The organism is Variovorax sp. BGA-UO-ETr-C22, from assembly GCF_059567965.1.
Window position 1 is genome coordinate 3,127,634 of sequence record NZ_JCAQPA010000011.1, and the last position, 13,258, is coordinate 3,140,891.

Sequence of the window (13,258 nt, forward strand, 5' to 3'; positions counted from 1 at the left end):
TTTTCTTTTTCTGACGATGCGCTTCACCATCAGCCAACGCTTCTTCTTCGACGCCGCCCACACGCTCAAACGCGAGATCGAGGTCGAAGGCAGCCGCCGCATTCACGGCCACACCTACCACGCGGAGGTGTGGCTGGCAGGCGAGCGCGACCCGGTGACGGGCATGGTGATCGACCTGGGCCTGCTGCGCCGCCGGCTCGAGGACGTGCGCGAGCAGCTCGACCACCACCTGCTGGACGACGTGCCGGGGCTGCATCCGCCGACGCTGGAGAACCTGTGCGTGTTCATCGCCGACGCACTGCCCGACCTGCGGCCGTCGCTGGCGCGCGTGCGCGTGTGGCGCGAGGCGCTGGGCGACAGCTGTACGGTGGAGTTCTAGCCGCCGGTCAAGCGGCGCCGATGCCGGCCACCAGGCTGCCCGGCGCCTGGCCGTTCTTCAGCCCGGCGGTGAACGCCAGCATGCGGTCGATCGGCACGCGCGCGCGCACACCGAGCGCCGGATCGACGTGGATCTCGCCTGCGCCGGTCTCCAGCGCGTTCGCCAGTTCGACCAGCCCGTTCATCGCCATCCACGGGCAGTGCGCGCAGCTCTTGCAGGTGCCGCCGTTGCCCGCCGTGGGCGCTTCGATGAAGGTCTTGCCGGGGTTCAGCGTGCGCAGCTTGTGCAGCATGCCGGTGTCGGTCGCGACGATGAACTCGGTCGCGTCGAAGCGCTGCGCCGCGTTCAGGATGGCCGAGGTGGAACCCACCGCGTGCGCCAGCGCGATCACGTCCGAGGGCGACTCGGGGTGCACCAGCACCTTGGCCTTCGGGTGTTCCTTCATGAGCAGCTCGAGTTCGAGCGCCTTGAATTCGTCATGCACGATGCACGCGCCGTTCCAGCTGACCATGTCGGCGCCGGTCTGGCGGCGGATGTAGTCGCCCAGGTGGCGGTCGGGGCCCCAGAGGATCTTCTGGCCGGCCGCATGCAGCGCGTTCACCACGTCGAGCGCGCAGCTGGAAGTGACGAGCCAGTCGGCGCGCGCCTTCACGGCCGCGCTGGTGTTGGCGTAGACCACCACGGTGCGGTCGGGATGCTCGTCGCAGAAGGCGCTGAAGGCGTCGACCGGGCAGCCCAGGTCGAGCGAGCAGTTGGCGTCCAGGTCGGGCATCAGCACGCGCTTTTCGGGCGAGAGGATCTTCGAGGTCTCGCCCATGAAGCGCACGCCCGACACCACCAGCGTGGTGGCGGCATGGTCGCGGCCGAAGCGCGCCATCTCGAGCGAATCGCTCACGATGCCACCGGTTTCCTCGGCCAAATCCTGCAGGTCGGGGTGTACGTAGAAGTGCGACACCATCACCGCGTTGCGTTCGCGCAGCAGGCGGCGGATGCGGTCCTTCAGCGCGATGCGTTCATCGGGCGAAGGCTCGGGGGGCACGCGGGCCCAGGCGTGGCGCGTGTCGCAGACCGCGCCTTGCGCGGGCTGTTCGTAGTCGACATCGATGACGGAAGCGGTCGTCATGGCGGTTCAGTGGGTCAGGAAGCGCATCGAGTAGTCGATGGCCTTCACGTCCTTGGTCAACGCGCCGATCGAGATCCGGTCGACACCGGTCTCGGCCAGGGCGCGCAGGCCGTCGAGCGTGACGCCGCCCGAGATCTCGAGCACGGCCTTGCGGCCCTCGCCCACGGCGTCGTTCAGGCGCACGGCCTCGCGCAGCGTGGGCAGGTCCATGTTGTCGAGCAGCACCATGCGGGCGCCGGCGTTCAGCGCTTCCTGCAGCTGGGCCAGGGTCTCGACCTCGACCTCGACAAAGGCGGCCTGCGCGGCCACGGGCGCCACCGCGCGCAGGGCGGCGGCCACGCCACCGGCCGCGGCGATGTGGTTTTCCTTGATGAGCACCGCGTCGTACAGGCCGATGCGGTGGTTCAGCCCGCCGCCGGTGCGCACCGCGTACTTCTGCGCCAGGCGCAGGCCCGGCAGGGTCTTGCGGGTGTCGACGATGCGGGCACGGGTGCCCTTCACGGCGTCGGCGTACAGCGCGGTCTTGGTGGCGACCGCACTCAGCAGCTGCAGGAAGTTGAGCGCGGTGCGCTCGGCGGTCAGCAGCGCGCGGGCGCCGCCTTCGATTTCCAGCACGGGCTGGTCGGCGGCGCAGCGCTGGCCCTCGCCGCACAGCCAGGTGATGCGCGCCTGCGGATCGAGCCGCCGCACGGTGGCCTCGACCCAGGGCGCGCCGCACACCACGGCGGCTTCGCGCGCGAGCACGCGGGCATGGGCGGTGCGGGAGGCGTCGACCAGCGAAGCGGTCAGGTCGCCGTCGGCGACGTCTTCCTGCAGGGCGCGGGCGACGTCGGACTCGGCCAGCGCGGCGACGGCCGACGCCGAGAAATCAAAGCGAGGGCTCATGTCTCTGGAATCTCTAATTTTTCAGGAGGAGTGGCGGGGAGCCGAACCGGCTTGCACCGATTCCGGCACCGGGTCGCGCCCGGTCAGCGCCGCGACGGCGTCGCGCGGGCTCACCTGGCCGTCGAGCAGCGCGACCACGCCTTCGGCGATGGGCATCTCGATGCCCAGGCCGCGCGCGCGCTGCACCACGGTGCGGGCGCAGTACACGCCCTCGGCCACGTGGCCCAGCGAATCGACGGCCTGCGCGAGCGTGCGGCCCTGGGCCAGCAGCAGCCCGACCTTGCGGTTGCGCGACAGGTCGCCGGTGGCGGTCAGCACGAGGTCGCCCAGGCCCGACAGGCCCATGAAGGTGTCGGCGCGAGCGCCGAGCGCCAGGCCGAAGCGGGTCATCTCGGCCAGGCCGCGGGTGATCAGCGCCGCGCGGGCGTTGAGCCCGAGCGCGAGGCCGTCGCACAGCCCGGTGGCGATGGCGAGCACGTTCTTGACGGCACCGCCGACTTCGACGCCGACGATGTCGTCGTTGGCGTACACGCGCAGGGCCGGGCCGTGGAAGGCGTCGACCAGCGCATCGCGCACGCCGGCGTGCGGGCTGGCGGCCACCAGCGCGGTCGGACGCCCTTCGGCGACCTCCTGCGCAAAGCTGGGGCCGCTGAGCACGCCCGCCTTCAGTTCGGGGGCGACCTGGGCCCAGATCTCGTGGGCGAGCAGGCCGTAGGTGGTGGGAGAGGCATCGAGCGCGGGCTCGACGCCCTTGCACAGCCACGCCACCTGGGCGCTGGTGCCGCGCAGGGCGAGCAGCTGGTCGCGCAGGGCGGCCATGGGCGTGGCCACGATGACGAGGTCGGCCCCGGCCTGCGCCTGGGCGATGTCGCCCGCGCGCACGGTCAGCGAGGCCGGCAGGGCCAGCCCGGGAAGGTAGCGGGTGTTTTCACGCGCGGCCGACATGGCGTCGGCCTGGGCGGCGTCGCGCGCCCACAGCGTGACCTCGTGGCGGGCCGCCGCGTTGACTGCGACGGCCGTGCCCCAGGCACCGGCGCCATGAACGCAGATCTTCATCGTGCGCTGGCGGCGTCGTGCGGCCGGTTTACTGGGCCAGGGTCGGGGCAGCCTGGCCGGCGGCCTGGGCTTGCTGCTGCTCGTACATGGCCTGGAAGTTGATTTCGGCCAGGTGCACGGGCGGGAAGCCGCCGCGCTGGATCACGTCGGCCACGTTGCCGCGCAGGTACGGGTAGACGATCTGCGGGCAGGCGATGCCCAGGATCGGGCCCATCTGGTCTTCCGGCAGGTTGCGGATCTCGAAGATGCCGGCTTGCTTGGCTTCGACCAGGAACACGGTGCGGTCTTCGATCTTGGTCTGCACGGTGGCCGACACGGTGATCTCGAAGATGCCGTCGGCCACGGGCTGGGCGTCCACGCCGAGCTGGATGTCGACGGTGGGCTGCGTCTGCTCCAGCAGGATCGCGGGCGAGTTGGGTTGTTCGAGCGACAGGTCCTTGAGGTAGACGCGCTGGATCTGGAACACGGGATCTTGGGCTTGCTGGTCGGCCATGGCTGAACTTTCGAGGATCAAAACAATGCCCGCCGGGGAGAGGGTCCCGCAGCGGGCTGCAGATGAGGGAACAAACGATTATCGCCCGACGGCCCGCGCACTTTCGTGACGCCCGGCCGCGTGGGACTTCAGGCGCCTTGCAGCAGCGGGACCAGGCCGCCGCGGCTGTCCAGGGCCATGAGGTCGTCGCAGCCGCCCACGTGGGTGTCGCCGATGAAGATCTGCGGCACCGTGCGGCGCTGGGTGATCTCCATCATGGTGGTGCGGGCTTGCGGGTCGGTGTCGATGCGGATCTCTTCGATCTGCTCGACGCCCTTGGCCTTGAGGATCTGCTTTGCACGCGTGCAGTACGGGCAGACGGCGGTGGTGTACATCTTGACGGCTTGCATGCGCTCTACCTTGGGAAGAATCAGGCTTTTTCAACCGGCAGGTTAGCCTCTTTCCAGGCCTTGAGCCCGCCTGCGACGGCTTGGGCCTGCTCGTAGCCGAGCTTCTTGGCCGTGGCCACGGCGCGCTGGGCACGGGCGCCGGTGGCGCACACCAGCAGCAGCGGCACGTTCTTGTTCTTGACCGTGCTGGCCAGCTTCTCGTCCAGCAGGTTCAGGGGCACGTTCTTGGCACCGATCATGTGGCCGGTCGCGAATTCTTCGGGTTCGCGCACGTCGACCAGCACCGCGCGTTCGCGGTTGATGAGCTGCACGGCGCCCTGGGCCGTGAGCGTGCCGCCGCCCGCACCCCGGAGCATCGGCCAGGCCAGCATGCCGCCCGAGGTGAGCGCCATCAGGATCAGCATCCAGTTCGCGGTGACGAATTCGATCAATTTCACGGGGGTTCCTTGGATGGCAAACCCGGGATTTTAGAATGCTGGTTTTCCCACGCGCTGCCAAAGGCCTCCGACATGCACAAACTGGTACTGATCCGCCACGGCGAATCGACCTGGAACCTCGAAAACCGCTTCACCGGCTGGACCGACGTCGACCTGACCGAAACCGGCGTCGAGCAGGCCAAGCAGGCCGGCCGGCTGCTCAAGGCCGAGGGCTACGACTTCGACGTGGCCTACACCAGCGTGCTCAAGCGCGCCACCCGCACCCTCTGGCACACGCTCGACGAACTCGACCGCACTTGGCTGCCCGTGGTGCACTCCTGGCGCCTCAACGAACGCCACTACGGCGGCCTGCAGGGCCTGAACAAGGCCGAAACCGCCAAGAAGTACGGCGACGAGCAGGTGCTGGTCTGGCGCCGCAGCTACAGCACCCCGCCGCCGCCGCTGGAAGCCGACGACCCGCGCAGCGAGCGCTCCGACGTGCGCTACGCCAAGCTGTCGCCCGAGCAGATCCCGCTGACCGAATGCCTGAAGGACACGGTGGCGCGCGTGCTGCCGTTCTGGAACGAATCGATGGCCCCGGCCATCCGCACCGGCCGCCGCCTGGTCGTGGCCGCGCATGGCAATTCGATCCGCGCGCTGGTGAAGTACCTGGACGGTATCTCGGACGACGCCATCGTCGGCCTGAACATCCCGAACGGCATCCCGCTCGTGTACGAGCTGGACGACGACCTCAAGCCCCTGCGCCACTACTACCTGGGCGATGCCGCGGCCGCCGAAAAGGCCGCCGCCGCGGTGGCTTCGCAGGGCAAGGGCTGAAGACGTAAGCAAAAGAAGAAAACCCCGCCTGCCGGTTCCTCCGTGGAACCCCGGCAGGCAATTTGCTTCCAAGCTGTGTATATTGGTTCGACAGCCGTCGACATACAGGACATTTCACTCATGATGGGCCAGAAACTGAAGATCACCGGCTGGGTCGCCGCCGGCGCCGTTGCTGGCGTCCTGACCACCGTCTCGCTGCAGACGGTCGCGCGGGGTTCGCTCGCGCCGCTCCCACTCGAGGAGTTGCAGCAACTCGCGGCCGTCTTCGGGATGGTCAAGAGCGACTATGTCGAGGCGGTCGACGAGAAGAAACTCATCTCGGACGCCATCTCGGGCATGGTCGCCGGGCTCGATCCGCACTCGCAGTACTTCGACAAGAAGTCCTTCAAGGAATTCCGAGAGGGCACCACGGGCCGCTTCGTCGGCGTGGGCATCGAGATCTCGCAGGAAGACGGCCTCATCAAGGTCGTCTCGCCCATCGAGGGCTCGCCGGCCTTCCGCGCCGGCTTGAAGCCGAACGACCTGATCACCAAGATCGACGACACGGCCGTGCGCGGCCTGTCGCTGAACGAAGCCGTCAAGCGCATGCGCGGCGAGGCCAACACCAAGGTGCTGCTGACCATCTTCCGCAAGGACGAGAGCCGCACCTTCCCGGTCACGATCACGCGCGAGGAAATCCGTACCCAGTCGGTGCGCGGCAAGATGATCGAGCCGGGCTACGGCTGGATCCGCCTGTCGCAGTTCCAGGAGCGCACGGTCGACGACTTCGTCAAGAAGATCGAGGAGCTCTACAAGGAAGACCCGAACCTCAAGGGCCTGGTGCTCGACCTGCGCAACGACCCGGGCGGCCTGCTCGACGCGGCGGTGGCGGTGTCGGCGGCCTTCCTGCCCGAGAACGTCACGGTGGTCACCACCGACGGCCAGCTGGCCGAAAGCAAGTCGATCTACAAAGCGGCGCCGGAGTACTACCAGCGCCGTTCGGGCAGCGACCCGCTGCGCAACCTGCCGGCCGCACTCAAGAACGTGCCGCTGGTGGTGCTGGTGAACGAAGGCTCTGCCTCGGCCAGCGAGATCGTGGCCGGCGCGCTGCAGGACCACAAGCGCGCCACCATCATGGGCAGCCAGACCTTCGGCAAGGGCTCGGTGCAGACCGTGCGCCCGCTCGGACCGGACACCGGCCTGAAGATCACCACCGCGCGCTACTACACGCCCAGCGGCACCTCGATCCAGGCCAAGGGCATCGTGCCCAACGTGCTGGTCGACGAAAGCGCCGAGGGCAGCCCCTTCGCCGCCCTGCGCATGCGCGAGGCCGACCTCGAGAAGCACCTGGCCAGCGGCCAGGGCCCCGAGGTGAAGGACCCCGAGCGTGAAAAGGCCCGCGACGAAGCCCGCAAGCGCCTCGAGGAAGAAGCCAAGAAGCCGCCGCAAGACCGCAAGGTGCCCGAGTTCGGCACCGACAAGGACTTCCCGCTGGTGCAGGCGCTCAACCGCCTGAAGGGCCAGCCGGTGCTCGTCAGCAAGACGCAGGTCATCGTCGACAACAAGGACGAGAAGAAGGAAAACTGATCCCGGCGAGCGGACCGCACGCACCGTGCGGTTCGCGCCACCGGCGTTTTCCCCTCCCCCGCACAGGCCCAGGCAGGCGCGCATGGACGATCACGACCTGCTGCGCTATTCGCGGCACATCCTCCTCGAAGAATTCGGCATCGACGGCCAGGCGCGCGTCAGCGCCGGGCGGGTGCTCGTCATCGGCGCCGGCGGGCTGGGCTCGCCGGTGGCCCTGTACCTCGCGGCAGCGGGGGTCGGCCACATCGTGCTGGTCGACGACGACGAGGTCGATCTCACCAACCTCCAGCGGCAGGTCGCCCACACCCAGGCGCGGGTGGGCCAGCCCAAGGTCGCATCCGCCGCGCAGGCCATGCGCGACATCAACCCCGGCATCGCCATCGAGACCCACGCCGTGCGCGCCGACGAGGCGCTGCTGTCGCGGCTCGTGGCTGAGGCCGACGTGGTGGTCGATTGCTGCGACAACTTCGCCACCCGGCAAGCCGTGAACCGCGCCTGCGTGGCGCATGCCAAACCGCTGGTGGCGGGCGCGGCGATCCGTTTCGACGGCCAGCTGAGCGTGTACGACACGCGCGACGCGGCCTGTCCCTGTTACGCCTGCCTGTTCCCGCCCGAGGCCAGCTTCGAGGAAACGCGCTGCGCGGTGCTCGGCGTGTTCGGTCCGGTGGTCGGCACCATCGGCACGCTGCAGGCCAGCGAGGCGCTCAAGCTGCTGGCCGGCATCGGCCCGTCGCTGGCGGGCAAGCTGCTGATGTTCGACGGGCGCAGCACCGGCTTCGACACGCTGCGCGTCTCGCGCGACCCGCACTGCAGCGTCTGCGCGCAGCGGCCCCAGGCCGGCGCCTGAGCGCCCGCCTGCCCTCTTCTTTCTTTCGTTAAGGCTGGCGAGCCCCCTTGGCCCGCGCGGCACCGCGCGCGGCGGCCCCGGCCGTGGGCCGGTTCGCCAGCGCCAGCACGCCCGTGCAGTCGGCGTTCTCGCCGGGGCCGGTCTCTATGGTCGCGGCCAGTGCCAGCAGCGGGTTGATGGCGCCCAGCGCCAGCGCCGCCAGACCGCGGCCGGCCAGCGGCCCGATCTCGACGCCGCCCTTGGGCGCGCCGAAGGTGCCGCTCACGACCAGCGGCGTGCGCAGCGACAGGAAGCTCGCGCTCTTGGGCTCGGGCCGGATCACGAAGTCCAGCGTCTCGGTCGCGAGATTGGCCTGGCCGGTGGCGGTGAAGACGGCGTTGGTGGTGTCCAGCACCAGCGTGCGCCCGTTCATCACGCCCTTGTTCACGTCGAAGGCCAGCGCCGCGCAGCGCAGCTCGACGTCGCGGTCGCCGCGCAGCAGGAACTTGAGGATGTCGCCGCCCACCAGCGTCGCGAACACGGGCATCAGGTTGCCGAACTGGCCGCGCCCCGACAGCACCGCCATGTCGCCCGACGCGCCGCCGAGCCAGCTGGCCACCGAATTGCCGGCGCCCGACAGGTTGATGCGCCCGTCGAGCCGGCCGACGCTGTTGCCCGAGTTCTCCAGCTTGGGAATGAGCCGGGCCAGCCGCAGGCCGCGCACGTCGAGCGAGGCGCGGATGTCGGCCGGCGTCTTCGTGGCGTCGATGCGGATCGCGCCCACGAGCTTGCCGTTGGCCACGCCCAGGTCCAGCGGGTCGAGCGACAGCACGCCGTCGGTCAGCCGGATCTTGACGCTGCCGCGGTCCAGCGGCACCTCGCGCACGTTGCGGATGCGCTCAGCCGTGTAGGCCACGTCGGCGTTCATGGCGTGCAGCCGCCCGAAGTCGAACGGCGTGGTCGGCAGCACCTTGCCGCCGGGCGGGCGCTTGGGCTGGGCCGAGGCGACCGGCGCCACGCCTTCCACCGCGTTGGCGGAGCGCGCCGTGGGCGGCAGGCCGATCAGCGGGCCGAGGTCGTCCATGTCCATCACGCGCGAGCGCAGCGTGCCCGACAGGCGCGGCACCTTGCCGGCCTGGTCGAACGCCATGTCGCCGCCGATGTCCGACAGGCCCAGCCGGCCGTTGAGCCCCGCGGCCTCCCAGAGCTTGCCGCGCTTGCGCAGGCCGCCGCTCAGCGCATAGGGCGGGGTCTGCGGCAGCACGATGCCCAGCAGCGGGTACAGCGCGCTCAGCGTCTGGCCCTTGATCTGGAACGTGGCGTCGATGCCGTCGAAGCCCGCGAGCTGGGCCACCGTGCCATTGGCCTTGAGCCGGGTCTGGCCGGCGGCGGCGTTGATCTCCAGCGGGAATGGCGGCGCGCCCGCGGCGTTGATCTGCAGCACGTTGCCGGTGCGCCCGTCGGCCGTGAGCGGCTGGCCCTTGTAGCGGCCCTTGATGCGGTAGTGCAGCGGCAGCTCGCCGCGGTTGCTGTCGTAGTCCAGGTCGGCGTGCACGTCGACGCCCAGGTGCGTGGCCAGGAAGTCGACGGCGCCCTTGTCGACCTGGATCAGGCCGATGGTGGGCACGGTGCCGGTGTCGGAGGTGTCCTTGCCGAAGGCCCAGGTGCGGCGCCCGTCGGGCTCCATCTGCAGGCCGACGGTGGGCGCGGTCAGCGCCAGACTCGGAATGACCACCCGCTTGTCGATCAGCGGCCACAGGCGGATCTCGAAGCTCGCGCGCTCGGCCTTCACCAGGTACGGGTCGCGCGCCCAGTCGGGGTTGGCGAATTCGATGCCGTCGAAGTGGATGGTGGCGGCTTTCCAGCCCAGGTCCACGTCGAGCCGGCGGGTGATCTCGAACTTGCGCCCGGTCTTCTCACTCACGAAGCGGTTGAGCGGCTCGCGCAGCGTGTCCCACGGAAAGAAGGCCACGAGGAGCGCGAACGCGGTCAGCAGGACGGCGACCAGCAGCACGAAGGCCGCCAGCAGCTTCTGCCAGCGCGGCCGGGTGCGAAGGGATTGGGTTGCCATGGTCGATTCTTACCCGGATGCGCGCCCGAACCGGGTCGGCGGCAGGCCGCAGACCCCGTGCGGCTTGGCCTACGGGCGGGCACGAGGCGGCGTGGAGACAGCCGCCTGCACATGCGTCAGAACCCGCCTACAACGCGCGGCCCTTGAACCCTGCATGATCCGCTGCGGGAAAGCCTCAATGTCCATGGGCAGGCTCTCTCCTCCGCAGGGCGCTTGGACACGAGCACCTGCCCACCTCAGAGGAAGCGCGGTTCGGCATGGATTCCAGATTGCAGACCTACGTTGTCGAAGACAACCCCACGATCCGTGAAAACCTCATCGGCACTCTGGAAGAGCTCACCTGCACCACGGTCGTGGGCTTTGCGGAAACCGAGCAGCACGCGCGCGACTGGCTGCACGACCATGCCGACGAGTGGCACCTGGCCATCGTCGATCTCTTTCTCAAGCAGGGAAGCGGCCTGGGCATCCTTCAGGCCTGCCAGTCGCGCAAGCCCGACCAGAAGGTGGTGGTGCTCAGCAACTATGCGACGCCCGACATCCGGCGCCGCTGCGCCGAGTTCGGGGTCGACGCGGTGTTCGACAAGTCGAACGAGATCGACGCACTGGTCGACTTCTGCATCCGCCAGGCCGCCGCGCTGCGGTCCGCACCCGGCGATGCCTAGGCGCAGCTCAATCGATGAGCTTGTTCTTCAGCGCGTAGTAGGTCAGGTCGCTGTTGGAGGACAGATTCATCTTCTCCATCAGCCGCGTGCGGTAGGTGCTCACCGTCTTCACCGACAGCGACAGCGTCTTGGCGATGTCGCCGGCGGTCTCGCCCTTGGCCAGCTTCAGGAAGACCTGGAACTCGCGCTCCGAGAGCTGCTCGTGCGGCGCGGCGTCGTCCTTGCGGTCGAGCTGGCGGGCCAGCAGTTCGGCCACGGCGGGCGTGATGTAGCGCCGGCCCAGCGAGATGGTGCGAATGGCGTTCACGATCTCGATCGGATCGCACTCCTTGTTGAGGTAGCCGCTGGCGCCCTGACGGATCAGGTTCATCGCGTAGTGCTCCTCGGGGTAGCCGCTGAGGATCAGGATGCCCACGTCCGGCGCCTTGGCGCGGATCATGGCGAGTGCATCGATACCACTTTGTCCCGGCATGGAGAGATCCATCACCAGCACGTCCAGTTCGGTGGTGCGTACCAGCTCGATGGCTTCACGGCCGCTCGCTGCCTCGCCCGCCACGCGCAGGTCCACGTGCTCGGAGAAGAACTGCCGGAGGCCCGATCGCACGATGGCGTGGTCGTCCACAATTCCAATTTTGATCATCTGTTACTTTCGTCGTTGTGCCGCAGCTTTGGAAGCCGCAGCATGCCGGTCCCTGATTGTTATCAATTATTCACGAAGTTGCATTGAATGCGACCCTAAGGGTGTCATGCACTGGTTAGCCCCCCAAAAAATGGCCGTGAGCCTCTTGCTCGCGGCACTGGCCGCACTGGCCCTCGTGGGCATCAACGAGGCAGGATACCGGCAATCGAGCCGCGCCCTGGCGGACATCGACGAGGCGCAGCAGATCCGCGGCACGCTCAACCAGATCCTGCAGAACATGCTGGACGCCGAAACCGGCCAGCGCGGCTTCCTGCTCACGGGCGAAGCCGCCTACCGCCAGCCCTACGACATCGCGGTCAAGCAGGTGGACGGCAACCTGGCCACGCTGCGCCAGCTGTACGCCGAACGCCCGGCCGAGCGCACCCAGCTGTCCGAGCTGTCCAAGCACGTGCTGCGCAAGATCGCCGAGATGGACATGAGCGTGCGGCTGCGCCACGAGGGCAACGAGGACGCCTGGAAGTTCGTCATGACCACCGACGTCGGGCGCGAGGAGATGGAAGCCATCCGCGCCACCGCCAACGAGCTAGTGAAGACCAGCAACGCGACGCTGCAGGCCGGCCAGCTGCAGGTGATGAAGTCGCTGCAGCTGGCGCGCGTCGGCACCGGCATCGTGGCGCTCGCGGCGCTGATCGCCTTCTTCCTGTACCTGCGCCAGACGCACGCGCTGCGCTCGGTGGGCGAGCGCCAGCAGGAGGCGCTGCAACGCGAACGCAACGCCCTCGAGGACGAGGTGCGCGAGCGCACCGCCTCGCTGGCCGAACTCGCCACCCACCTGCAGGACGTGCGCGAGACCGAGCGCGGCTACCTGGCGCGCGAGCTGCACGACGAGCTGGGCTCGCTGCTCACGGCCGCCAAGCTCGACGTGGCGCGGCTGAAGTCGCGCCTGGCCGACTCGCCCGACGCGATCCAGCGGCTGCAGCATCTGACCGAGCTGCTCAACAGCGGCATCGCGCTGAAGCGCCGCATCATCGAGGACCTGCGGCCTTCGTCGCTCTCCAACCTCGGGCTGGTCGCCTCGCTGGAAATCCTGGGGCGCGAGTTCGGGGAGCGCTCGGGGCTGGAGATCGAGATGGCGCTGGAACCGGTGACCATGGACGAGTCGCGCCAGCTCACGATCTACCGCATGGTGCAGGAGAGCCTGACCAACATCGGCAAGTACGCCGAGGCCAGCGAAGCCACCATCGTGCTGAAGAACTACGCCAACCACGTGATCGTGGAAGTGGCCGACAACGGCAAGGGCTTCGACGCGCAGCGCATGCGCCCGTCGACGCACGGCCTGGCGGGCATGCGCCACCGGGTCGAGGCAGCGCGCGGCAAGCTCACCATCACCTCGGCGCCCGGCCAGGGCACGCGGCTCACCGCGATGCTGCCGGTGGTGAAGCCGGCACCGCAGGCCGGCACGCCGGCGAGCCCCGACACCCCCGCGTCGCGCGGTGCCTGACGCAGGCGCTGGCATTTCTTCACGCCCCGGGCCTGCGGCGACTCGGTCGCCTCCTACGCACGCCCGCCCCGGTCGCTGACAGGGCCGATGCGGCCCTGCCCTTAAGGTGGGTCCTGTGTCATCCGGCACCGGGCCGGGTCTTCAGCGATGCGCCCGGATGCATGGTTTCAAACCACAAAGAGGGAAGCCTCGAAGGAGTTCCGCATGCTGCACTACGCCGTGGTATTTCTGGTCATCGCACTCATCGCTGCCGTGTTCGGCTTCGGTGGCATTGCCGCCAGCGCGGTGGGGATCGCCAAGGTCCTTTTCATCATCTTTGCCGTGCTCGCCATCGCCAGCTTCCTGGCCGGCTTGCTACGACGCAAGTAGCGTAGTTACGATCCACAGGCTCCCGCATTTCATCTTCCCGGAAAG

The 13,258-nt window shown here is 68.8% G+C and carries 15 protein-coding genes; 7 read left to right on the plus strand and 8 right to left on the minus strand.

What is annotated here, in order from left to right:
• Positions 1-16: 16 nt before the first annotated feature.
• The gene (locus AC57B8_RS34915; protein ID WP_062477101.1) at positions 17-379 is read left to right on the plus strand and encodes a 6-carboxytetrahydropterin synthase; all 363 of its coding nucleotides are present in this window, start codon (positions 17-19) and stop codon (positions 377-379) included.
• Between the two features lie 7 nt (positions 380-386).
• Here AC57B8_RS34915 and nadA read toward each other — a convergent pair whose 3' ends face one another.
• The 6 genes from nadA to AC57B8_RS34945 all read right to left on the minus strand — a co-directional run bounded on the left by nadA (position 387) and on the right by AC57B8_RS34945 (position 4,729).
• Entirely contained in the window at positions 387-1,502 is a 1,116-nt protein-coding gene (nadA, locus tag AC57B8_RS34920) for a quinolinate synthase NadA (protein WP_062477098.1), read from the minus strand.
• A gap of 6 nt (positions 1,503-1,508) precedes the next feature.
• A complete protein-coding gene (nadC, locus tag AC57B8_RS34925) occupies positions 1,509-2,387 on the minus strand; it encodes a carboxylating nicotinate-nucleotide diphosphorylase (protein ID WP_496482157.1) in 879 nt (292 codons plus the stop codon).
• A gap of 21 nt (positions 2,388-2,408) precedes the next feature.
• On the minus strand, positions 2,409-3,443 hold the full coding sequence (locus AC57B8_RS34930) for an NAD(P)H-dependent glycerol-3-phosphate dehydrogenase (protein WP_495305278.1): 1,035 nt from the start codon (positions 3,441-3,443) through the stop codon (positions 2,409-2,411).
• Between the two features lie 28 nt (positions 3,444-3,471).
• The gene (gene secB, locus AC57B8_RS34935; protein ID WP_056578332.1) at positions 3,472-3,936 is read right to left on the minus strand and encodes a protein-export chaperone SecB; all 465 of its coding nucleotides are present in this window, start codon (positions 3,934-3,936) and stop codon (positions 3,472-3,474) included.
• A 128-nt stretch (positions 3,937-4,064) separates the two neighbouring features.
• On the minus strand, positions 4,065-4,325 hold the full coding sequence (gene grxC / locus AC57B8_RS34940; RefSeq protein ID WP_062477087.1) for a glutaredoxin 3: 261 nt from the start codon (positions 4,323-4,325) through the stop codon (positions 4,065-4,067).
• 20 nt (positions 4,326-4,345) lie between these two features.
• A complete protein-coding gene (locus AC57B8_RS34945; protein ID WP_370681259.1) occupies positions 4,346-4,729 on the minus strand; it encodes a rhodanese-like domain-containing protein in 384 nt (127 codons plus the stop codon).
• Positions 4,730-4,834: 105 nt separating this feature from the next.
• Here AC57B8_RS34945 and gpmA point away from each other — a divergent pair, with 105 nt between their 5' ends.
• The 3 genes from gpmA to AC57B8_RS34960 all read left to right on the plus strand — a co-directional run bounded on the left by gpmA (position 4,835) and on the right by AC57B8_RS34960 (position 7,991).
• Positions 4,835-5,578, plus strand: coding sequence for a 2,3-diphosphoglycerate-dependent phosphoglycerate mutase (gene gpmA, locus AC57B8_RS34950; protein ID WP_013543140.1), 744 nt, complete (start codon positions 4,835-4,837; stop codon positions 5,576-5,578).
• 123 nt (positions 5,579-5,701) lie between these two features.
• A complete protein-coding gene (locus tag AC57B8_RS34955) occupies positions 5,702-7,144 on the plus strand; it encodes a S41 family peptidase (RefSeq protein ID WP_062477129.1) in 1,443 nt (480 codons plus the stop codon).
• Between the two features lie 82 nt (positions 7,145-7,226).
• Positions 7,227-7,991, plus strand: coding sequence for a molybdopterin-synthase adenylyltransferase MoeB (locus AC57B8_RS34960; RefSeq protein WP_495305279.1), 765 nt, complete (start codon positions 7,227-7,229; stop codon positions 7,989-7,991).
• 28 nt (positions 7,992-8,019) lie between these two features.
• Here AC57B8_RS34960 and AC57B8_RS34965 read toward each other — a convergent pair whose 3' ends face one another.
• Complete coding sequence (locus AC57B8_RS34965; RefSeq protein WP_496482158.1) at positions 8,020-10,041, minus strand: AsmA family protein; 2,022 nt, start codon at positions 10,039-10,041, stop codon at positions 8,020-8,022.
• Between the two features lie 257 nt (positions 10,042-10,298).
• On the opposite strand from AC57B8_RS34965, the gene AC57B8_RS34970 reads away from it, so the two are divergent.
• Positions 10,299-10,703, plus strand: a complete 405-nt coding sequence (locus AC57B8_RS34970) for a response regulator (RefSeq protein ID WP_496482159.1) — start codon at positions 10,299-10,301, stop codon at positions 10,701-10,703.
• Positions 10,704-10,710: 7 nt separating this feature from the next.
• Here AC57B8_RS34970 and AC57B8_RS34975 read toward each other — a convergent pair whose 3' ends face one another.
• Positions 10,711-11,343, minus strand: coding sequence for a response regulator (locus tag AC57B8_RS34975; protein ID WP_007837167.1), 633 nt, complete (start codon positions 11,341-11,343; stop codon positions 10,711-10,713).
• A gap of 130 nt (positions 11,344-11,473) precedes the next feature.
• On the opposite strand from AC57B8_RS34975, the gene AC57B8_RS34980 reads away from it, so the two are divergent.
• Together AC57B8_RS34980 and AC57B8_RS34985 are read left to right on the plus strand one after the other, a co-directional pair.
• Complete coding sequence (locus AC57B8_RS34980; RefSeq protein WP_062477077.1) at positions 11,474-12,844, plus strand: CHASE3 domain-containing protein; 1,371 nt, start codon at positions 11,474-11,476, stop codon at positions 12,842-12,844.
• Between the two features lie 204 nt (positions 12,845-13,048).
• Positions 13,049-13,213, plus strand: coding sequence for a DUF1328 domain-containing protein (locus tag AC57B8_RS34985; protein WP_070063586.1), 165 nt, complete (start codon positions 13,049-13,051; stop codon positions 13,211-13,213).
• The last annotated feature ends 45 nt before the right edge of the window (positions 13,214-13,258 follow it).

What these genes read in the sequence shown, in the direction of transcription:
- AC57B8_RS34955 (WP_062477129.1), top strand. Translation starts at nt 5,702, where the DNA reads ATGGGCCAGAAACTGAAGATCACCGGCTGGGTCGCCGCCGGCGCCGTT.
- nadC (WP_496482157.1), bottom strand. Translation starts at nt 2,387, where the DNA reads ATGAGCCCTCGCTTTGATTTCTCGGCGTCGGCCGTCGCCGCGCTGGCC.
- AC57B8_RS34980 (WP_062477077.1), top strand. Translation starts at nt 11,474, where the DNA reads ATGGCCGTGAGCCTCTTGCTCGCGGCACTGGCCGCACTGGCCCTCGTG.
- AC57B8_RS34960 (WP_495305279.1), top strand. Translation starts at nt 7,227, where the DNA reads ATGGACGATCACGACCTGCTGCGCTATTCGCGGCACATCCTCCTCGAA.
- AC57B8_RS34965 (WP_496482158.1), bottom strand. Translation starts at nt 10,041, where the DNA reads ATGGCAACCCAATCCCTTCGCACCCGGCCGCGCTGGCAGAAGCTGCTG.
- AC57B8_RS34930 (WP_495305278.1), bottom strand. Translation starts at nt 3,443, where the DNA reads ATGAAGATCTGCGTTCATGGCGCCGGTGCCTGGGGCACGGCCGTCGCA.
- grxC (WP_062477087.1), bottom strand. Translation starts at nt 4,325, where the DNA reads ATGCAAGCCGTCAAGATGTACACCACCGCCGTCTGCCCGTACTGCACG.
- AC57B8_RS34915 (WP_062477101.1), top strand. Translation starts at nt 17, where the DNA reads ATGCGCTTCACCATCAGCCAACGCTTCTTCTTCGACGCCGCCCACACG.
- secB (WP_056578332.1), bottom strand. Translation starts at nt 3,936, where the DNA reads ATGGCCGACCAGCAAGCCCAAGATCCCGTGTTCCAGATCCAGCGCGTC.
- AC57B8_RS34970 (WP_496482159.1), top strand. Translation starts at nt 10,299, where the DNA reads ATGGATTCCAGATTGCAGACCTACGTTGTCGAAGACAACCCCACGATC.
- AC57B8_RS34985 (WP_070063586.1), top strand. Translation starts at nt 13,049, where the DNA reads ATGCTGCACTACGCCGTGGTATTTCTGGTCATCGCACTCATCGCTGCC.
- nadA (WP_062477098.1), bottom strand. Translation starts at nt 1,502, where the DNA reads ATGACGACCGCTTCCGTCATCGATGTCGACTACGAACAGCCCGCGCAA.
- gpmA (WP_013543140.1), top strand. Translation starts at nt 4,835, where the DNA reads ATGCACAAACTGGTACTGATCCGCCACGGCGAATCGACCTGGAACCTC.
- AC57B8_RS34975 (WP_007837167.1), bottom strand. Translation starts at nt 11,343, where the DNA reads ATGATCAAAATTGGAATTGTGGACGACCACGCCATCGTGCGATCGGGC.
- AC57B8_RS34945 (WP_370681259.1), bottom strand. Translation starts at nt 4,729, where the DNA reads ATGCTGATCCTGATGGCGCTCACCTCGGGCGGCATGCTGGCCTGGCCG.